12 protein-coding genes are annotated in these 18,474 nt (G+C 18.5%); 9 read left to right on the forward strand and 3 right to left on the reverse strand.

The features are described from left to right. From ACLHHF_RS00525 to ACLHHF_RS00565, 9 genes are all read left to right on the forward strand, one after another. Positions 1-1,093 (forward strand): hypothetical protein (locus ACLHHF_RS00525; protein ID WP_411307879.1); only part of this gene is annotated, 1,093 nt, incomplete at its 5' end. 83 nt (positions 1,094-1,176) lie between these two features. Next, positions 1,177-2,352: a toprim domain-containing protein gene (locus tag ACLHHF_RS00530; protein WP_411307880.1), complete on the forward strand. Its 1,176-nt coding sequence runs from the start codon at positions 1,177-1,179 to the stop codon at positions 2,350-2,352. A 54-nt stretch (positions 2,353-2,406) separates the two neighbouring features. Beyond that, the gene (locus tag ACLHHF_RS00535) at positions 2,407-3,033 is read left to right on the forward strand and encodes a hypothetical protein (RefSeq protein ID WP_411307881.1); all 627 of its coding nucleotides are present in this window, start codon (positions 2,407-2,409) and stop codon (positions 3,031-3,033) included. A 19-nt stretch (positions 3,034-3,052) separates the two neighbouring features. After that, the gene (locus ACLHHF_RS00540; RefSeq protein ID WP_411307882.1) at positions 3,053-3,544 is read left to right on the forward strand and encodes a hypothetical protein; all 492 of its coding nucleotides are present in this window, start codon (positions 3,053-3,055) and stop codon (positions 3,542-3,544) included. A gap of 132 nt (positions 3,545-3,676) precedes the next feature. Continuing rightward, positions 3,677-4,861, forward strand: coding sequence for a hypothetical protein (locus tag ACLHHF_RS00545; protein WP_411307883.1), 1,185 nt, complete (start codon positions 3,677-3,679; stop codon positions 4,859-4,861). A 1-nt stretch (position 4,862) separates the two neighbouring features. Then, a complete protein-coding gene (locus tag ACLHHF_RS00550; protein WP_411307884.1) occupies positions 4,863-6,296 on the forward strand; it encodes a DnaB-like helicase C-terminal domain-containing protein in 1,434 nt (477 codons plus the stop codon). A gap of 232 nt (positions 6,297-6,528) precedes the next feature. Continuing rightward, a complete protein-coding gene (locus ACLHHF_RS00555; RefSeq protein ID WP_411307885.1) occupies positions 6,529-7,674 on the forward strand; it encodes a hypothetical protein in 1,146 nt (381 codons plus the stop codon). Positions 7,675-8,375: 701 nt separating this feature from the next. Beyond that, positions 8,376-12,716 carry a PolC-type DNA polymerase III gene (locus ACLHHF_RS00560; protein WP_411307886.1) on the forward strand — a complete coding sequence of 1,447 codons (4,341 nt, stop codon included), beginning with the start codon at positions 8,376-8,378 and terminating at the stop codon, positions 12,714-12,716. A 72-nt stretch (positions 12,717-12,788) separates the two neighbouring features. Next, entirely contained in the window at positions 12,789-13,706 is a 918-nt protein-coding gene (locus tag ACLHHF_RS00565; protein WP_411307887.1) for an IS3 family transposase, read from the forward strand. 500 nt (positions 13,707-14,206) lie between these two features. On the opposite strand, the gene ACLHHF_RS00570 is transcribed toward ACLHHF_RS00565, so the two are convergent. The 3 genes from ACLHHF_RS00570 to dnaG all read right to left on the reverse strand — a co-directional run bounded on the left by ACLHHF_RS00570 (position 14,207) and on the right by dnaG (position 18,465). Next, positions 14,207-14,707, reverse strand: a complete 501-nt coding sequence (locus tag ACLHHF_RS00570; protein ID WP_411307888.1) for a tRNA (adenine(22)-N(1))-methyltransferase TrmK — start codon at positions 14,705-14,707, stop codon at positions 14,207-14,209. Positions 14,708-15,358: 651 nt separating this feature from the next. After that, a complete protein-coding gene (locus ACLHHF_RS00575; protein ID WP_411307890.1) occupies positions 15,359-16,624 on the reverse strand; it encodes a sigma-70 family RNA polymerase sigma factor in 1,266 nt (421 codons plus the stop codon). A gap of 29 nt (positions 16,625-16,653) precedes the next feature. Further along, positions 16,654-18,465 carry a DNA primase gene (dnaG, locus tag ACLHHF_RS00580; protein ID WP_411307891.1) on the reverse strand — a complete coding sequence of 604 codons (1,812 nt, stop codon included), beginning with the start codon at positions 18,463-18,465 and terminating at the stop codon, positions 16,654-16,656. Positions 18,466-18,474 lie beyond the last annotated feature (9 nt).

Raw genomic sequence — 18,474 nt, forward strand, 5'->3', positions numbered from 1 at the left:
AATTAAAACAGCTTATGTTTTTTATAAAATTGAAAAACCTAAAACTGAAAAACCTAAAATTCATCATCTTAAAACTACTATTCCATTTAATCAATCTAAAATCGATTATATTAAAAATTATTTAAATATTAATCAAACTATTCAATTAAATTGTTATAATAGTAATTCAAATTTAATTAATACTCCATTATTAGCTAATTCTTGTTACAATAATGATTCAATTGATGTAATTTATTTTGATGATATTAATGGTTCCAAATTATTAACTACTGCTAATATTACTGATACTGATTTATATAATATTAGTAATAATTCTAAAAACGTTTATATTTTTTCATTAACTCATAAAAAACCACAAATGAATGTAATTAATCATTATGTTGGAAGTTACCAAGAAATTAAATCATTTATGAAAGCTAAATATAATGTTGTAGTTGAAGGTGATTCTATTCCTGGTTTTAATAGTTATAAAAATGTTTATTTAGATTGTTATTTTAAAAATCCTGAATCTAATTTATTAGGTGCTTATTTTGAAAGTTATCCTAATAAAAAATACGAAGAAGTATATTATGAATATACTTTACAAGATATGTTACAAAAAAACGATATTATTAAAACAGCTTATATTTTTTGGTATGATGAAAATTTAGCTAAACAAAATGAATATAATCAAAAAATGAAACAATATGAAATTGATTTACAAAACTGGAAAGATAATTGTTTATTTAAACCAAACATTTATAAAGGTGTTGAAATTAAAGAAAAATTAGGAAAAAATAATCAAGAACTTTATTGTTTAGATAATGGATTTATTACAAATTGTGAAATAGATTCTAATTTGTGTAATTTTACTACAAAAATTCAACCTTATAATTTTAATAATAAATATTTATTATATTATAAATATGTATATCATTATAAATATGAATCATGTTATTTTTCAAAATATAATTTTGAAAATCCAAGTTATTATGTAAATCTTAATGAAAATAATCCTAATTTACTTTTTTTATTTGGAGCTGTTAATAATGGTGATATTAAATTTGAAACTTATGTTGATACAACTCCACCTCCAACTAAACCTACTTTATAATAATTTAAAACCTAACTTAACTAAAAGACTACATTAATTGTAGTCTTTTTTTTATTTATCCAATTTTAAAAGGAGTTAAATTTATGAATATTGATACTATTAAAAAACGTATTAAAACTGAAATTTCAGTTACTAAATATTTAAATCAATCTAATTTTCAAATTAATTCTAATTATTATGATTGTTTTCAATGTTGTCAAAAAAATAAAATTATTGTAAATCCTGAAACCAACATGTATAAATGTTTCAAATGTGATAATAAATTTCATGATATTTTTGATTTATATCAAAAATTATATCAAGTTGATTTTAATACCGCTTTTCAAGTTTTAATTAATGAATTAGATGGAATTAAATTTCAATCATTAATTAAAACTAATTCCAATTCATTTTCTTTAATTAAAAATAAATATCAAATTTTAAATGTTAGTGCTAATTATTATCATTATTTATTAAAAAATTATTCTCCTTATAATGAAATTGCATTAAATTATTTACAAAATCAACGTTATTTAAATCTTGATACTATTAATGAATTCAAATTAGGCTTTGCACCAAATGCTAATTCAAATTATCGTTTTACTAATATTTTAGTTAAATATTTAACTAAAAATCATTTTAATTTAGAATTAGCTCAAGCTTTTAATTTAATAATACCTAAACCAACTAAAACCAAAAATTCAGTTTTAATTGATGCTTTTTATAATGCAATTATTATTCCAAAAACTACTTTAATTAATCAAAAATTATCCACTATTAGTTTTAAAGCTAATTTAATTATTCGTGATATTAATACTCCTAAATATCTTGAATTAAAAGCTAATAATTTTATTAAACCAAAAAATTATTTATATCGATTATTTGAAAATTTACCTTATATTAAAGCTTTAAAACAATTAATTATTGTAGAATCCGAATTTGATGTAATTAAAAGCTATCAATTTCAACTTAAAAATGTGGTTTCAATTTGTGGTAAAGATTTTACTAATCAACAATTAAAACAAATTTTTGATTATATTCCAAAAGATTATGAAATTTTAATTATTTTAGATAATGATTATTATGGCAAAATTCAAGCTTTAAAATTATATTTAAAATTAATTCAAGCTAATTATTTAACAGTTAAAGTTATTATTTTACCTAAATTTAAATCATTAGATGAATTTTTTAATCATTCAAATTTACTAGAATTACAAACAATTTTAAATTCTAATCATTATTGTTTAACTTTAAATCATACTATTACTAAAACTCCTTAAATAGGAGTTTTTTTTATTTTATTAACCAAATAAAAAAAGAAAGGAATTACTTTTATGAATTCACCTGATAATGTTTTTAATTATCTTTTTAAGATTTTAAATAATTTTCCTGATATTGAAAAATATCCAAATCTTACTATTTTATTTAATCAAATTCAAAAAATTTTTCATCAAATTGAAATTGATTTCATTGATATTAAACAACAAACTTTAAAAATTAATGAAATCGATGATGTTACTAATGAAAAATTCTTTCAAATTTTAACTGAAAATTTAACTATTAGTAATTTTAATTTAAATTCAATTAATAATTTAATTATTAAAATTAACCAAATTAGTCCAAAAATTTCTAATTTAAATCTAAATCAAAATTCAGCAATTAAATGTGATTTTTTAACTACTCCATTAAAACCACATTTTTATGAAATGATTAATGATTTAAATTTAATTGGCATTTTAGAAATGATTTTAGAATTAATGAATTGTCAAGTATGTTTATTTATTCCAATAAATTCTAACTATAGTTCCAAAACTTTTCAATTATTTCAAAATCATTTAACTTTATTAAAAACTAATTTAACTGAAATTATTAAAGCTTTTAAAATTATCAATTATCATTTTCATGAAATTTTAGCTAATTTTAATATTCCAACTTCAACACCAAATCGTTTTATTAATTAATGGTTAATTATTTTAAATTATGAAATTATTTTTTAATGATAATTATCAAATTGAAAATCAAATTAGATTAGTTTTTATTACTAAATTTCCTCAATTAAAATCACGAATTTTAAATCATTTTTATAAATATTCAACAAAACCAACTTCTTATAATTTTGAAAAAGTTATTTTTTATTTTTTAAAAGATACTAAAGTTTTTAATCATGTTGAAATTAAAGGTCCATATAATCCTTATTATGATATTTTAATTGATAATTTTTATAAAATTGATTTAAAAAGTACTATTAGAAATATTTTTTTAACGAAACATCTTTTTATCAAAACCTTTTTAGTTGGAATTTATACTACTAGTCAAATTAAGATTTATTTATTAACTCCATTAATTCAACAAAAATATTTAACTAATTTTAAAAATTTTGGTTTTACTAAATATTTGATGTTTGAATTTACACCAAAAATTACTTCTACTTTAAAACCAATTTCAGTTATTAATTTTAAACTTTTTATTTAATTAATTTTAAACTTTTTATTTAATTAATTTTAAACTTTTTATTTAATTAATTTTAAATTTAAATATTTGTTATTTTTTAAAAACTCCTTGAAAAAGGAGTTTTTTTTATCTTTAAATTCACTTAAGAAAGGAATGATTATCATTTTTACCAAAATTGAAAATCAAATTAAAGAAATTTTTACTAATAATTCTAAAGAATTAAAAAATCAAATTCAAAACTATTATTACCAATACAAAAGAAAACCAAAAGGTCAAGATTTTGAAAAAATTATTGCCGATTTTTTAACTAATTCCAAAAAATTTACTGATATAAAATTAGAAAAAGGAAATAATCCTGAATATGATATTTTAATAAACAATTTTTACAAAATTAATTGTAAAACCAGTGATAAAAACACAAGAATTAATCTAAGTAATAATCTTAATTTTAATAAAACTTTACTAATTGGTATTTTTTCAAATGATAAAATTAATCTTTATTTATTAAATTCTAAAATCCAACAAAAATATTTAACTAGTTTTAAAAAAAGAAAAAATGTGACTCAATTTACATTATCTTTATTTAAACTAATTAAAAATGGATTAAATTCCATAATTGAATTAACAATTTTAAAACCAAAATCATTTTTAACATTTAATGAATTTTTAGAATTAAATTCAAAATATCAATTTATTCAAAATCAAATTAAAACTTTAACTTCAATTCTTGAAATTGAAAACGAATTAAAAACTTTTATTCAAATTAATCAAAATATTTTAATTGCTTATTTAAATCAATATTATCAATATCATCAAAAAAATTGTAATAGTTTAGAATTTGAAAAGGTTATTTTTGATTTTTTAAATCAAAATCATAACTTAATTAATCATATTTTTGAATGTTCTAAAAATCAACAATATTATGATTTAAAAATTAAATTTTATAATTCTAAAACTAATTGTATTCAAAATTATTATTTAGATATTAAAACAACTAATTATTTAGGTAATATAAGATATAATGATAATACTTTTTCTAATTCTAAAAAACCAATTAAAAATTCACATATTTTTACTAAATCAAAAATGTATCAATTTTTAAAATTTAATCCTAAAACATTATTAATTTTTAATTATCAAAAAAATACTAATTGTTGTTTATATTTATTAAATGCTAAAACACAAATGAAATATCATGAAATTTTTTTTCAACGTAAAAATACTTTTATGATTTATTTTTCATTAGTTTTAAAAAAATATAAAAATACTGATTTTTTAAAATCAATTACAATTTTAGAAAATATTTTAATTAAAAAAATAAAATCAAGAAAGGAATAATATGGAAAATATTAATTTAAAATCTGAAACTATTTTAATTACTAAATTAATCCAAACTCTTAATTCTAATAATTCTAAAACCATTAAAAATACAATTACTTTATTAAAAAACGTTAATTTTAAAACAAATCAATATTTAGAAATATTCAATTTAATTTATCAAATCCATCAAAATAATCCTAATCTTAATTTAACTGATTTTTTAACTTATAATCAATATTTACCAAATTCTAATCTTAATCAAGATTTAATTACTAAATTATTAAAATCATCATTAATTCCTGATTTAGAATTTAACAATGCTTTAAATACTTTAAATCATTTTAAAATTCAACATCAATTTTGGTTAGAAATTCAATCTATTTTAACTAAAATTAAAACTAATACTAATTTACCTAATTTTAATGAATTAAATCAATTAGCTAATAAAATTTTAACCTTTCCTAAAAATGAAACTACTTCTACTACTAAAAATTTTTTAGAATTAATAGTTGATTATTTATTAAAAATGGATTTAGGAATTGAAAATTTACAAAAAAACGTTTTAATTGATAATTTTAAAACTGTTAATTTTTCTCAATTTAATCATTATTTTAATTCAATTACTAAAGGCAAATTAATTACTTTTTCAGCTTTAACTGGATTTGGTAAAACTACTTTTGCTTTAAATTTATTATTAGAATTTTCTGATTATTATTATTTAATTCATCAAAAATATCCTAAAATTAAATTTTTAAGTTTAGAAATGAATTTTAATGAATTATTAGAAAGAATTTTAGCAATTAAAACTAAAACCAATTTAACGACAATTACTAATAAAAGTTTTGTAATTGATAATTTTTATACTGATGAAACCATTAATAATGGTAAAATTTATTCTAATCAATTTGATGAATATGTTACTAAAATTAAAAATATTCCAAAATATAATTTTTTAATTGAATCTTTTCCAAAATTTAACGATATTGATAGTTTAGAAACTGAAATTCGTTTAAATCATCAAAATGGTAATTTAGATATGTTATTTATTGATTATTTAAATTTAATTCAAAATCCTGAATTTTCACATAATCCTGAAAGGTCAATTGATAATATCGTTTTTCGTTTAAAAATTTTAAGTGTTGAATTAGAAATTCCAATTTTTTTAATTACTCAATTTACGAAAGAAGCATCAAAAAATTCTAAAAATCTTGATTTTAATGTTGTTGATATGAAAGGTTCTAGTTCAATTTCTCAACATAGTGATATTGTTTTTTATTTACAAAATCTTAATTTCAAAACTGATTTAGAAAAAGAATATTATTCCAAATTTAATCCAATTAAATTATTAATTACTAAAAATCGAAATGGTAAATTAGGTTCAATTATCTTTGATTTTCAAAAAAAATATCAAACTTTTACTGAAATTGAACCATTTATTGAAAAAAATCAATAATAAATTTTAATTAATTAAAAACCAATATCAAAAAAAATGCTTTATTTTGCTTTTAAATTTATTTTAGGTATTATTATACCTTTTATTTTAAAAAATACTAATTAAATTTCCTAATTAGTATTTTTTTTTTATTTATTTTTAAAATATCGTTTTAAATTATTAAAAATTAATTTTAATAATTTAAATGGATATTTTAATTAATATCCAAATTTAAAAGAAAGGATTTAATTAAATGTTAACTAATTTAACTACAATTACTAATTTTACTCTTTTAACTGAAAAATTAACTAATATTGAAACAATTAAAATTGCTTTAAAATTTAAAATTAATTATCAATTTGCAATTTCAAATCAAGATAAAAATTATGATTTAGCTATTAATTTTGGTTTAAATAATTTAAATGAATATCAAAATTCAATTTTTTATGATATTAATTTTTTTCAACAAATTAATCATCATATTAAAGAGAAAATGGATTTTGCAATAACTACAATTTATCAAAAAATTCCAATGATTAAAACTGATAATTTAGAAAATAATTCATTAATTAATTTTTTAAAGTGTTTAAATTTAACTGCTTTATCAAATTTAAATATTTCAATTCAAAAATATACCAAAAAAAATAAAATTTTTGAATATTATAATTACAAAACTCATACTTTATTTGTTTCCAAAACTAATTATCAAACTATTATTAATGAAAAAGCAATGATATTACAACAATTAAACCAAAATTCATCAATTATTGAACCAAAATTTAATCAATTAGATTCCAAAAACGATTATTTTAATGATACTAAATATTTAGGAAATGAATCAATTTTTCAACATCAATATCATGATGTTAATAAAAATCGAATTAAAAATTTATTAATTCCAATTTTAAAAACTAAATTACCAACTTTAAAATTAATTCCTTTTAAAAATGAAACCAAAGTTGATAAATTTAATCAAGCATTAAAAACTAATTATTCATTCAAATATAACCAAATTTTATATTTAGAAACTGATTTAGTTTATTTAAAATTCTTTTTAAAATCAACTAATCAAGGTTTTAAAATTAGAAATAATCGTTTAAATTTTAAAAAAAAATCTTTTTATTTTCAAAAGATTCAATATCATTTTAATTTAACTACTAAAAAATATCGTTTTAATCAATTTGAATATTTAATCGATTTGAATGGTAAAACAAGATATAGTTTAGGAATTATTGATTTAAATCAAAAAAATAATTCTAAATATTTAACAATTAATATCAAAAATAATTTAGCAATTAATCAAATCAATACAATTCAAACTTTATATTCAAAACTAATTTTAAAATTTGATTTAGAACTTTTTAATCAAATTTGGAAAATTATTACTGAAAATTTATAATTATTGTTTTAGTAATTTTAATATTTTCCAAATACCTAAAACTAACTAAAATGTATTAAAAATAAAGTCAGCACAAAGTCAGCATAAAGTCAGCATAAAGTCAGCATTAAAGTCAGCATAAAGTCAGCACAAAGCCAGCACAAAGTCAGCATTTACTTTTCGTTTTAATTCGATATTTATTTACAATTAAGATACCTGATATTTATATATTATATTTATAAAAAATATATATATATTTTTTGATATTTTATATATGTATGTATATATATTTGTATATATTTTTTATATAAATATCTTCGATTTTTCAAATCATCTTATTTCCCTTTAAGGAAAAAAAAAAAAAAATGGCCTTGTTGTATAGGCAATTTCTTTTAAAATAAATCTAATTTAAAATATTAATCAAGTTTTTTTTATTTTTTAAAAAAAAATAAAAAAACTTTTAATTCAAAAAATAAACTAACAGCTGTAATTAAAAAAAATATTAATTTAAAAAAGAATATAAATTGGTAAGGTTTCTTTTTTCGTCATTTTAAATATCGAAAAAATGCATTTTAACGTTGTTTAAATTTTTTTAGGTATTTATCTATTCTAATCATTCAAATTTAATTATTTTTTAATTTTTAAAATCAATTAATTACCAAATATACCATTTTTCAAAATGGTATTTTTTTTTATTTAAAAATCATTTAAAAGGAGTATTTATGTCAAAAATTATTAAAAAAAATATTAACAATTATGAATTTTTTTATCAAAAAAATCAATTAATTAAAATTTTTCATCAAAAATTTATTTTAACCATTAACAATAAAGAATTAATTCTAATTTATAAAAATTCAACTAATTTCCAAAATTTTAAATTTAATAAAACTAATTTCCAATTAAAGGAAATTAATTATCAAAATTCTAATTATCAAAATTTAGTAATTAAACCAAACAAAATTAATCCAAATTTAATTCAAAATATTAAATTGGATAATAAAATTATTTATCAAAATAATCAAAAAATTTCAAAAATTAAATCTAAAATTGAAAATGGAATTAAAAATTATTATTTTTTAAATTCTAATTTAATTTATTGTCAAGAATTTGATTTAACTACTAATGGATATAAAACTATTCATCATTATATTTATTCTAAAAAAACTAATGGTGATTTTTTATTAAAAATTATCAATCAAACTATTCCTAAATTAAAATTAAAATATCAAACTTTATATCTTAATTATCAAACTTTAAAATCAACTATTACTCCAATTGTTGACAATTTTTCAATTATTCCAAATTCTAAAACTGAATATGAAGTTGCAATTAATCAAAATCCTAATTTTAAAAATAAAATTTTACAATTAAAAGGTTATATTCAAGAAATTCAATTTAGGCCAAGTTTTCTTGATATTGAAAAATTAGTTTTAGAATTTATTTTAACTAAACAAACTTCTAATTTAATTAATGATGATGCTATTTTAGTAAAAAAATTTGATTTCAATCAATTAGAACAAGAAAAATGGCAAAAAAGCCAAATTCAAAATGGTGATTTTTTAGAAATTACTGCAATTATTTATCAACCAAAAATTAATCAACAAGTTTATTTAATTTTAAAAGATTATCAAAAAATTATTTTACCAATTAAAATTGATTCAACAATTGGTTTAAAACGAATTGAATTTTTAGCTCATACTAAAATGTCCGAATTTAATGGTTTAATAAATTTAGAAGATTATTTAAAACGTTTAATTCAATATCAACATTCAGCTATTGCTTTTACTGATTTAGATAATGTAATATTTTTTCCAAAAATTGCTTCAACTTTTAAAAATACTCCAATTAAACCAATTTATGGAATTGAAATTTATTATCAATCTAATCAAAAAGAATATTTTTATAATTCAAAAATTACTGCTAATTACGATTTAAAAACTGCTATTTATGTAATTTTTGATTTAGAAACAACTGGATTATCAAAAATTAATGATAAAATTATTGAAATTGCAGCTATTAAAATTCAAAATCATCAAATTATTGATAAATTTGAAACTTTAATTAATCCTAATCAAGAATTAAATCCATTTATTGAAAATTTAACTAATATTTCCAATCATGATTTAAAAGATAAACCTTTAATTACTGAAATTTTACCTAAATTTTTAAAATTTTGTGAAAATAGTATTTTGGTAGCACATAATATTAGTTTTGATATTGGATTTTTAATTAATCAAACTAAAAAATATTTAAATCAAGACCTTAATTTACCATTTATTGATACTTTAAATTTATCACGTTATTATTTACATCAAGAATTACGTTATTTTAATTTAAAAAGTTTAGCAAAATATTTCAAAATTCCTTTTACTAATCATCATCAAGCTATGCATGATGTTTTAATTACAAAAAATATTTTTGAAAATCTTTTAAATCGATTATTATCTCAAAATATCCAATATTATCAACAATTAAATCAATCTTTACCAATTGATTTTATTAAACCATATCGAATTGTTTTATTAGTTAAAAATCAAGTTGGTTTAACTACTTTATATCAATTATTAAGTAAAACACAAATGAATAATTTTGATAATATACCTAAATTAAAAGCAGTAGATTTAATTAATAATCGTGAAAATTTATTAATTGGTAATACTATTAATGATGGTAATTTAATTGAAATTGCTTTAAATGAAAATGATTTTGATTTAGAAACAGCTATTAATTTTTATGATTATATTACTATTCAACCAATTACTTGTTATCAAAATTTAATGTTAAATTTAGGTATTAATGGTATTCAAATTATTCAAAATGCTATTAAAAGAATTATTAAATTTGCTAAAAAAGCCAAAAAATTAATTATTGCTACAGGAAATGTTTTTTATTTAGATTCTAATCAAAAAAAATATTATGCAATTTTTACTAAAACTGCTTTAATTGGTAAAAAAATTCATTTTTTATCAAAATGTGAATTTGAAGATTTACCTAATTATGCTTTATTAACAACTACTGAAATGTTAAAATCATTTGAATTTTTAAATGATAATCAATTAATTAAAGAAATTGTTATTATTAATCCAAATTTATTAAATGATAAAATTACTCCAATTACTATTTTACCTAATCATTTATTAACCTTAAATGATAATGAATTAACTACTTCACCTTTAAAAATTAATAGTATTAATGAAACTTTAAAACAAATTATTTTAACAAAAATGACAAATAAATATGGTGAAAATTGGCCTTTAGAATTAAAACAACGTTTTCAACAAGAATTTCAAATTATTATTAATGATTTAAAACCGAATCAAGCTAATATTGCAGTTATGTATTTATTAGCTTATTTATTAGTTCAAAAAGCTTATCAAGATGATTATTTAGTAGGTTCAAGAGGTTCCATCGGTTCATCATTTATTGCTTATTTAATTGGAATTACTGAAGTTAATCCTTTGAAACCACATTATTATTGTCATCAATGTAAAATGACTAATTTTAATATTCAAACCAATTCTAAATGTTTAAATTGTCAAAATAATTGTCAATTAACAGGTTATGATATTCCATTTGAAGCATTTTTAGGCTTAAATGGAAACAAAACTCCTGATATTGATTTAAATTTTGCTTCAAAATATCAAACTACGATTCAAAATTATTTACAATTTATTTTAGGTATTAATCAAGTTTTCAAAGTAAACACAATTCAAACTATTTCTAATAAAAGTGCTTTTAGTTATGTTTATAATTATTTAAAATTGAATCAAATCAAACCACGTTTTCATCAAATTAATTTAATTGCTAAACAATTAATTGGAGTTAAAAGAACAATTGGAACTCATGGTTCAGGTTTGATAATTGTTCCAAAAAATAATTCAATTTATCAAATTTCACCAATTCAAAATTCAGTTCATGATTCTAAAATTTGGCAAATTATTAGTTTTGAATATCATAGTTTTGAAAATAATTTATCTAAATTAGATATTTTAGGTCATGATAATCCAACTTTATTTAAAATGTTTTTTGATTATATTAAAAAATATCCACAAAAATTTCCTTTTAAACATTATCATGAAATTCCAATTAATGATTCTAAAGTATTTCAATTATTTACTCAAAATTTTAAAAATAATCAAGGAATTAATATTAGTACTTTAGGAATTCCTGAATTTGGAACTAATTTTGTAAGAAAAATGTTAATTAATATTTATCAAGTTGAAAACCAACCTTTTAATTTAGAAAAATTAATTAAAGTATCAGGATTAGCTCATGGAACTAATGTTTGGTTAAATAATGGTTTTGATATTATTAATCAAAATGGTGATTTTAAAAATTTACCAAATAAAATTACTTTTAATGAAATAATTGGATGCAGAGAAGATATTTATAATTATTTAGTTATTAACCAAGTTCCTAAAAATGATGCTTTTAAAATTATGGAATTTATTCGAAAAGGTAAACAACATCAAGATTTAATTAAATGGCAAGAATTGATTAAACCTTATCAAAATTTAATTCCTAAATGGTATTTTAAATCAGCTTTTAAAATTAAGTATTTATTTCCAAAAGCGCATGCAACTGCTTATACTTTGATGTCAATTAAAATTGCTTATTTTAAAGTTTATTATCCAATTTTATTTTATTATGGTTATTTTTCTTTAAAAATAAAACAATTTAATTATGAATTAATTATTGGTCCAATTAATAAATTAGAACAAGAAATTAATCGTTTAAAAAAGAATCAAGTTAAACAATTAACTAATTTAGAAGTTGAATCATTATTAACCTTAGAATTAGTTTTAGAATTTAAAAATCAAAATTTAAAATTAAAACCAATTAATTGGAATTATTCACAAATTAATGATTTTTCAATTATTGACGAAAAAACTTTATTAATTCCAATGATTGCTTTAAATGGATTAGGAATTGAAAAAGCTAATTTAATTATTCAACAACGTCAACAACAATTATTTACTGATAAAAATGATTTCATTAAACGTACCAAAATTAATCAAAAATTAATTTCTCAATTAGAAACAATTGATGGTTTTATTTTTTAATTGATTAGTATTTGATTTGCATAATCGTTTTAATTATGTTAACATCAAATTAAAAATAAAAGGATAAATAAAATGGAAAATCAAATTCGTCAAGAAATTATTGCTAATTTTAAATTTCCTAAATCATTTTTGTTAAAAATGATTCAAAAATATCAAAACATAATATCAATTAGAAAAATATTACGAATATTAAACGTTAACAAATCAACTTATTATTATTGGTTACAAAATGCTGATTATCAAAAACGTAAATTAGAAAACCATCAATTAATTGTTAAAAGAATTAAACGTTTATGTCAAATTAACAAATTTTATTATGGTTTTCGAAAAATCACCATTTTATATAATCGTCAATATCAAGCGAATTTAAATATTTCTTATGTTTATCGAATTATGAAACAAAATCATTGTTTATGCAAATTAAAACCAAAACGTAATTATCATATGGTTGGAAAAAATTTATCAATTACTGAAAATTTAATTCAACAAGACCAAAATACCTTTTATGCTAATCAACCAATGCAAAAATTATTTACTGATATTACTCAATTTAAAATTAGTAATCATCAATTTTTATATTTATCAACTGTAATTGATTCCTATAATCGTAAAATTGTTGCATTTAAGATTTCTCAAAATCCTAATAAAATTTTAATTTATGATACTTTTAATCAAATTTCTCAAATTCAACCAAATTGTATTATTCATTTTGATAGAGGAACGATTTATCGTTCAAATCATTTTCAAAATTGGTTAATGGAACGTGGATTTCGAATTAGTATGTCACGTAAAGCTAAACCAAATGATAATGCAGTTATGGAATCTTTTTTTGGATTAATTAAATCGTTAATTTTTACTGAAATTCCATATTTAGAAAATTTAACTTATTTTCAAGCTAAACAATTAATTAACGATTTTTTAATCTTTTATAATAGTAATTGGATTTTAACGAAATTAAATTATCAAACACCTAATAATTATCAAAAATAAATTTTTTAAGTAAACAATTAATTTATCATAAAATCAAAATTATAAATTTAATTTTAATTAGATTAAGAGTTTAATTTTGATATCTAAAAACGTTCATATTTGCTTTTTAAATTATTTTTAATCTAATTATACCTTTTAATTTAAAAAGTTAATTTTTTTAAAAAAAATAAATTCAATCCATTTTCTTGTATTAAATTTTAAATTTCAACAAAATTAAAAAAATTTGAAAGTTTTTGTAAAAAAATGATTTTCATATTAATATAAGTTTTTTTAAAAAAATATTTTCAATTATTTTTCAAAATAACCTAAAAATTATTTTTAAAATTCAATCCATTTTATCGTATTAAATTTTAAATTTTAACAAAATTAAAAAATTTTGGAGAGATTTTGCAAAAAAGGGCGTATATGTTAGTATAAGGCTTTTTTAAAATATTTTTAAAAAGTCATTTTTAAAAATAAAATAAAAAACGAAAAAAAATCTAAATGGTTTTTATTTTTTTTTAATAGTCCAAAATTATGCAACACTTCGTTACTTTAAAAAATAAATAATTAAATTTATCAAAAATTTGATATTTTTCTATAATTTCAAAATTATTTTTTTCCAACCAAAATAATAAATATTCTATTTTGCCTTGTGGCCCTAATAAAAAATGTTTACTTTTATCAGGGGCTTTAGATAAAATTTTAATAATATTTAAAACACCCATACCACAAATTAAAGCTAAATCAAATTCTTCTTTAATATTATCAAAACCATCGCTTAAATAAAAATTAACATGATATTTTTTTAAATTTTTTTTAGCTTGCATCAAAGGTTTAAATTTATTATCTGAAGCAATCCCTTTTTTAATATTTCTTAATTCAAAAGCCTTTTTTAAAACTAATCCGTGATCAGTTCCAATATCTAAAACTTTTTCATAATTTTTAGATGAAGATCGAATTAAAGTAATTAACTCAAAAAAATAATTACTTTTAAGCTCCTTCCCAAACCCAGCGGGCATGTTTCCATGCACTAAGCTTTCACAATTAAGTTTAATAATTTAAACATAATTCTAGCGTTCTTTGCCATGTAATCGGTGTTACCGTCTCAGACTACTACAACGCCTCTGCCACCATAAAAAACATAAGTTAAATAAACATTGTGTTTTTATTAGGTTTCCCTGGTAATATAAAAAGCTAAGCAATCATGAATATCGGTTATTTCAATGTCTTTTTTTATTTCTATAAAATGTTTATCATTTTCAAACTCTATATTTTTAGAGTAAATGACTTTTAAAAACCGTTAACTAATTTTTAAAATAAATGATAACAAATAGGGATTTGATAGGGAATATTCCTATACTGAATATTAATTCAGTCTCATTACCTATTAGAGGCTTGCTATACCTACTCAACCTGAAATTCAATCTTTTGACTTTAACCTTATTTCATATGAACTTGCAATTAGTAGTAACATAATATTCTTTTTAGTTAACTTATCGCTTTACAAATATGCTATTTTCCTTTTTTATCTTTAGATTCAAAAGTTAATTTGTTGTTCTCGTTTTGTCATTTTTAAAACGTCTAGGCTTTTTTTCTAGATATCTTTTTATATCCTAACAGGCGCCCTTAACGAAGCAATAAATAAAATTCTTTTCATTTTTTTATATATCCTATTTTTTATTCATTCTATTATAAAGAGTTTTTAATTTATTTTGTCTTGCTGGTGTTCTTAAACGTCTAAAAGCCTTAGCTTCTATTTGTCTTATTCTTTCACGGGTAACACCAAATGAATTTCCAACTTCCTCTAAGGTATGAACTTTTCCATTTAATAATCCATAACGCATTCTTAAAATTTTTTCTTCTCTATCAGTTAAGGTATCTTCTAAAATTTCATTTAAAGTATTTTTCATAATTTCTTGCAACATATAATCATGAGGTGACAAAGACTCAGGATCACTAATAAATTCTCCTAAAGAAGAATCATCTTTTTCTCCAACCCTAGCCTCCAAAGAAATAGGCTTTTTCTTAATTATTTCAATAATTCTTAATTTTTTTTCAGAAATATTAAGAAATTCAGATAATTCTTCAATAGTTGGTTCTCGATGTAATTTTAATCTTAACTTACTTTTTGCCATAGAAATAATATTAATCCTATCCACAATGTGAACTGGTAATCTAATAATTCGAGCTTGATCAGCTACTGCTCTTAAAATTTTTTGTACAATCCAAAAAGTAGCATAAGTAGATAATTTACAACCTTTTTCAATATCAAATTTATCTATAGCACGCATTAATCCTCTATTACCTTCTTGAATCAAATCTAAAAATTCTAAACCTCTTCTGATATATCGCTTAGCAATAGAAACAACCAAACGATAATTAGCCTCAACCAATCTATGTTTAGCTTTATTAGATATTTTTAAAATATCATTTAATTCAGAAATTTCTTTTTCTGATAATTCAATCTCTTTTTTTTTATAACTTTGAAGTTTTGCTTCTGCTTCTCTTCCGTTATAAACTAACCTAAATTGTTCTTGTTCTTCTTCTAAAGTTAATAATGGAATTTGACCAATTTCTTTCAAATATATTTTAACAGGATCATAAAATTTTAAATCAATTGGATTTTTATCAATATTTAAAAATTCTTCTTTTTTTTCTTCAAATTCGTCTAATACTAAAGTATCTGTTTCATCTTCATAAATTAAATCTTCTTCTTCTTCTAAAATAATTTCATCTAATGAATCAGATAAATCTTTTATTTTTTCTTCTGAATATTTTTTTAATATCAAAGAATTATCATCTTCTTTTGTGAAATTTAATAAAAAATTATTATTAATATCGTTTTTTTTAACATAATTTAAAAAATATTCATTTTTTATTTTTTGTTTAATATTAAATTTTTTAAATAAATTTTCAATTAAAATTTTCCAATTCATATTAATTACCTTTATTTTATTTTTTTATTTTAATTTTTAGTCTTATATAATTTTAAATTATTTAATTTTATTTGTAGTCGTAATATTTCTTTTAAAATTTCTTTTTTTTTATTTTCATTTTTTTCATTTTTTATTTCTAATTTATAATTATAAATTGAATTATCAATTTTTTTAATTTCAATTTTATCTTTTAAATCAATTATAAAACACGAAGCTTTAGGATATAATTTTAAAAAATCTTTTATGTTTTCTATTGTAATAAAATTTTTTTGAGTATTAGAATCATAATATTTTTTAATTTCTTTAAATAAAAAAAAATAATAATAATAAATTAAATCTTTTGCAGATAAAACATCTGGTGACTTTTTTTGAAAATTAGAAAAATTTTCATCTTTAGATAATATATTCCAATTTTTATACAAAAAATGTCTATCAAAAATAACTTCTAATAAAAAATTAGTTGTCATAAATTTTTTAACTTTATAAATATCAACGAATTTTCGTATATTAATATTTTTATCAAAAGATAATTTAATTTTAATATTATATTTATTATTCAAAATACTTTGATAATGTATTTTAATTTCTTCACTTTGTTTATCAAATAAAGAAAATAATTCTGATTTAATTTTCTCTTTTTCAACAAAATCTAGAGAAACAGAATTTATTTTTTTAGATAATTCTTTACATTTAATATCTAAAAAATCTTCTGTGTTATCGATAATAAATTTTTGAAATTGATTTTCACCTTTTTGACGATAATATTCATCTGGATCCTGACCATTAGGAAATAATATCCTTTTAACTTTAAAACCTTCTTTAGTTAGATAATTAGCTATTTTGAAAAAAGACTCTTGGCCAGCAAAATCATTATCATAAGCAAAAATAAATTCTTTAGTTAATTCACTTAATATCTTAATTTGTTTATCGTTTAAATTAGTTCCCATAGTAGCTACAGTATTTTTAATACCACACTGAAAAGAAACTATAACTTCAAAAAAACCTTCATATATAATAACTTTGTTTTGTTTTATAATTTCAGATTTATTTTCATAAAATTGATATAAAAGTTCTTGTTTATTAAACAATTTAGTATTAGTATTAAATAAATATTTTATTTGTTCATTATTATTTAAATTACGACCAGCAAAACCAACAAATTTACCATATTTATTAGTAATTGGAAAAATTAAACGTTCATTAAAAAAATTATAATAATCACCATTTTTTTCATTTTCTTTAATTATTCCTAAATCTATCAAATCATTAATAGAATATTTTTTTTTTAAATAATCAATCAAAGACGAAAAATTATTGAGTTCTTTTTTATTTTTTATTTGATTATTAAAAATATTTTCTTCTAAATAACTCAAAGCATAACCTAATTTAAAATATTTTATTGTTTCATCTTTTATTTTACGTTCTTCTTCAAGATATTTAAAAGCTTTTTTACCAAATTTTCTATCATACAAATTAGATTGAAAAAAAATCATTGTTTCCTCTATAATTTGATAAAAATGATTACCTGAAATAGATAAAAAATTTTTTTCAGATAAATCAGAAATATTTAATCTTTTAGCTAATACTGAAACAGCATGTTGAAAAGAAACTTTTTTAATTTCTTTATAAAAAGAAATAGGCCTACCACCTTTTTTACAAGACATACAAACAGCAATATTTTTTTCCGGAGAAACAGAAAAAGAAGCAGTTTTTTCAGAATGAAACGGACATAAACCTATAAAATTCTTACCAACTTTTTTTAAATTAATATTATTTTCTTGAACTAAATCATAAATAGGGACTTCTGTATTAATTTTATTAATAAATTCTTCAAATTTCAATTTTTCTAA

Source organism: Candidatus Phytoplasma pyri (assembly GCF_046600495.1).
Classification (GTDB): domain Bacteria; phylum Bacillota_I; class Bacilli_A; order Acholeplasmatales; family Acholeplasmataceae; genus Phytoplasma; species Phytoplasma pyri.